Source organism: Acidomonas methanolica (genome assembly GCF_004346035.1).
Lineage (GTDB): Bacteria > Pseudomonadota > Alphaproteobacteria > Acetobacterales > Acetobacteraceae > Acidomonas > Acidomonas methanolica.
On sequence record NZ_SLZN01000072.1, the window covers coordinates 1 to 4144 of the forward strand.

The window sequence follows — 4144 nt, forward strand, 5'->3', positions numbered from 1 at the left end:
CCAAAGCCAGCCCCCTTCCCGGCTCTCATCTTGAATCAGATCACGCCGCCAAGGGGAATCCCTAACGATTCAGTTCGTGCAGAAAACGCTCTAACTACGACGCCGCGCTGTGGCTCGCGACGGTTCTTTGGCCGATGCTGGAAGAGGTGCTGCCTGACGACGCGACGCTGACGATTGCGGGTTATCACCGTTCGGCGGTCACGCTCGCAAACTTTCCCCGTTCACTACGTATCACGTATCTGGGAGAAGTAGACGACGTTTTCACGCTGTATAACGACGCACGCTTCTTCCTCGCCCCGATGCGTTTTGCCGCCGAAATCCCCTATGAGCTTTACGAGGCCGCTGCCCATGGCTTGCCCATCATCGCGTCGGACATCCTCTGCGAACAAACAGGATGGAACGTCCGCGAGGACATATTGAAAGCCCGAGGAGGGGAGGCGGAGGAGTTTCGACGAAGTGCCGCCCAAGCTTACGATGATCACGTGTTGTGGGCCCGATTGCGAGGTAATGCACTGGCTCGAATAATGATGGAGAATAGCCAGAAGGTTTGCGCACAGCGTCTTGAAAAAGTATTAGCATACTAAGTTGTGAGACGGAAGTTTCAAGAAATTTTTTCATATTAATGATTCGGAAGGGAAATACATAATGTCTAAAATATTTAATTGCTTTCCATTCTTCAACGAGCTTGACATTCTCGATATAAAGTTTGCGCAGGAATATCAGCATGTTGATTATTTCGTAATTAGTGAATCGACGAAAGATTTTATGGGGCGTCCCAAAGCTCTCATGTTTTCAGAGAATATGAACCGCTATGCCCAATATCTCGACAAGGTGATTCATCTTGTCGTAGACGATATGCCGGACAGCAGTGACCCATTTGAACGCGAATACCATCAGCGTCATTCGCTCTTGAGGATAGCTTCTCAAGCTGCGGATGAAGATGTGTTTATCATTTCAGATGCTGATGAGATTTTACGGGAGGAGGCTATAGAAACTATCAGAAATTTAAACGGTATTGCTGTTTTCGATATGTCGATGTTCCAGTTTTATATCAATCTTCGTCAGTCGCCTTCCGGCTGGAAAGCCTGTTATGCCGCTTCCAATAGATTTTTGAAATGCATCGAGCATATTTCAAAATTCCGATGGGACCGTAACGCAATGGTGGCTGTTCTCGACGGCGGCGGAATTGCATTGGAATTACCCGATGCGGGCTGGCACTTCACGCATCTCGGTGGGATCGAAGCTTTAAAGATCAAGTTCAATTCCTACTCTCATGCGAACGATCCATGGCCGAGACTCATGAAAAACGGGAATAATCTCTATAAGCATATTGTCGCGGGCGGAATCGTTGGGAACCTGAAGGAGCGTGCCGAGTTCATCCCCATTTCCTATCCATATTATCCGTTGCGGATCAATGATAATCAATCTGAATATTTAGGAAAAGGCTTCATCAAAGATCCTTATGTTGCGCTACGCGAGTTGCAGGGACTTTACAAGCAGGCGCTGGATGAGGTTGCACGAATTTTCCGCAATAATGAGAACCCACTTGACCTGCTTTACGGACTTCCTGCGCAGAACTACGCGTGGATGGCGGATATCGCACTTGATGATCAATGAACGAGATTTTTCTGAATAATCAGTGGGAAGGTACAGTCATGTCAATCGAACTTCACAATGCGGAACCGTTGCGATCGGGTGTGCCGTTGGACAAAATCACTTGGTCCTTTGGTTTGGTGGGGGATTTGCCGTTGACCTCATCCTTCGTGTTGGGTCGTTCAGGAATGGTTGAAGGCTACGACAACGCAAATGAAGCAACATGGTCTATTTCGGGGGAACGCCTTGTCATTCGGCGTCGTGATGGCGATATCATGTGGGTTTCTTTGGAGGCAAGATATGATCACACTGGGCATTTAACGATCATTCTGAAGCATCCATTAAGCGAGACGACGTTTTCACTTATCCAAAATACCCCCGCCGGGCCAGTGGAGGAGCTTAACGTTCTCGTAATTTCGACAAAAACTCAAAACAGCATTTCTGACGAAGACTATCTGTTTCCACGGGATTTGGAAAGAACGCCAGATAATATAAAGAAAGTTTTGCTCATTGGTTCGTGTTTGACGGCATTATACGCCGAGAAATTCCGTGAAATGAACTCCACTGTCTTGTTTGATTATGTGCCATATAACTTTGCCTCGATGCTCCCTGACGTGCCTCCATCTCCGATCGAGGATTACGATTTTCAATATGTGCAGATTCCTTTGCGTACAGTTCTTGGAGATCGCGTGATTTGGGCCTCGCGTTTTAATGAAGAGGGATTTGATGATTCTATTTATAATGATGCTTGCGATGTGCTTGATGTGATGTTGAAGACAGCACTCTCCTATAACGTAAAAGCCGGGCTTTTGTCGTTTGTTTCCAATTTCATTGTTCCGCAAGTTGATATTGTCTCAAGCTTGGCGGCGAGAGGCGGAGCAGCAGATGTAGCTGCAATCGTGAGGAGGCTTAATGAGTATCTTTGCAGACGGCTTTCAGATTTTCGAAACGTTTTTCTTGCCGATGTGGATGCGGTTGCTGCGAGTATCGGAAAACGCTATATTCTCGATGATATGATATATTTTTCTTCCCATGGCGCGGTTGCTTATCAGGATTGGGATGATTTTGGCCGTATTCCAAGGAATGAGCCTATTCCAGATCTCGATACATTTTATCCAACAAAGGAAATGACCTTCATGAAGGCGGTCTATCGTCAGGCGGTCACATCCTATCGCAGTGTAAGGTCAATAGATCAGGTCAAGGCTGTTATTTTCGACCTCGACAATACGCTATGGCGAGGACAACTCGCTGAGCATTATAGGCCAGACGCGCTTCCATGGCCGCATACCGACGGCTGGCCGATGGGTATTTGGGAAACCATCCAACACCTTCGCGCGCGAGGGATCTTAGTGGCTATTTCTTCAAAGAATGATCTGGATGATGTTCGGGAGCGATGGGACGATGTTGTGAACCCGAAATTTGTCTCGATCGATGATTTTGCCTCGGTGAAAATAAATTGGCTACCAAAAGCAGGAAATATTGTCCAAATCTGCACGGATTTCAACATAAAGCCAAAGAATGTCGTCTTTGTTGATGACAACCCGGTCGAGCGCGCTAGTGTTTTAGCGGCACTTCCGGATGTTCGCGTGATTGGGGGGAATCCTTATCTGACGCGTCGAATACTGCTTCATGCTGCTGAAACGCAGATTGCATATATGACGGGAGAGTCCAGTCGGCGCGAACAAATGGTGAGACGTCAGGTCGAGCGGGAGCAATTACGTGTTTCAGTTGGACGAGAAGTGTTTCTTGCGTCTTTGCAAACACGGATTACGTTTACGACCATCCGCAGTACAGAACAGACAGAATTTGTGCGTATTTTAGAACTTACAAACAAAACCAATCAATTTAATACGACAGGGAAGCGGTGGACTTTCGAGCAGGTGGCGGCTTTTTTGAATGACGGTGGGCAAATCATGACCTTTCGTATTCAGGACAAATTTGCAGAATATGGTTTGGTTGGTGTGGTATATTTTCGAAAAGGAGAAATTGTTCAGTATCTTATGAGTTGTCGCGTACTCGGCATGGAGGTAGAGCAGTTCGTCTTGGCAGAGATTGTGCGTTTGCTACGTGCGGAAGGAGCGGAAACGATCGTGGGGACGCTTATCGAGACGCGGGAAAATACACCGTGTCGAGAAGTCTTTCTTAGAGCTGGGTTTGGCGAGCAATCTCAAGATCAGACGACACGAATTTTCATCTTGAATCGTGACGACCTGGTGGCGTTTCCGACGCATATACAGCTTGCCTCAAATATCGTCGAATGTGGGGGCAGGAACGATAATTGAATTCATGCGAAATTATTCTTTACTTGTTATGATGCGATTTTGAAATGATCAGCAAATGCACCTGGAGGGATCGAAGAACCGTTGGTTGATGCGCGTGGCTCCTGATTTCTGAGTTTGGGGGTGCTGATTGATGGTAGAGGTGATGTTGTGGACGTCCTCCGCACGGAATGTGCGAAGTGAAGCGTCCCGGGTTTCCCGGAGGCTAATTGGTTTGAGTCACGCAGCCATATTGATGATCTGAAGGGCTGCATAGTAGTTGGCCTCGGCCT

The 4144-nt window shown here is 47.3% G+C and carries 2 protein-coding genes and 1 pseudogene; all 3 read left to right on the forward strand.

Annotation, left to right across the window (positions count from 1 at the left end; all coding sequences use genetic code 11):
• Positions 1–101: 101 nt before the first annotated feature.
• Positions 102–584: pseudogene (locus EDC31_RS17260) on the forward strand (glycosyltransferase); the annotation flags it as partial.
• Positions 585–645: 61 nt separating this feature from the next.
• A complete protein-coding gene (locus tag EDC31_RS17265) occupies positions 646–1617 on the forward strand; it encodes a glycosyltransferase family 17 protein (protein ID WP_081797745.1) in 972 nt (323 codons plus the stop codon).
• A 38-nt stretch (positions 1618–1655) separates the two neighbouring features.
• The gene (locus EDC31_RS17270) at positions 1656–3875 is read left to right on the forward strand and encodes an HAD-IIIC family phosphatase (RefSeq protein ID WP_081797747.1); all 2220 of its coding nucleotides are present in this window, start codon (positions 1656–1658) and stop codon (positions 3873–3875) included.
• Positions 3876–4144: the final 269 nt, after the last annotated feature.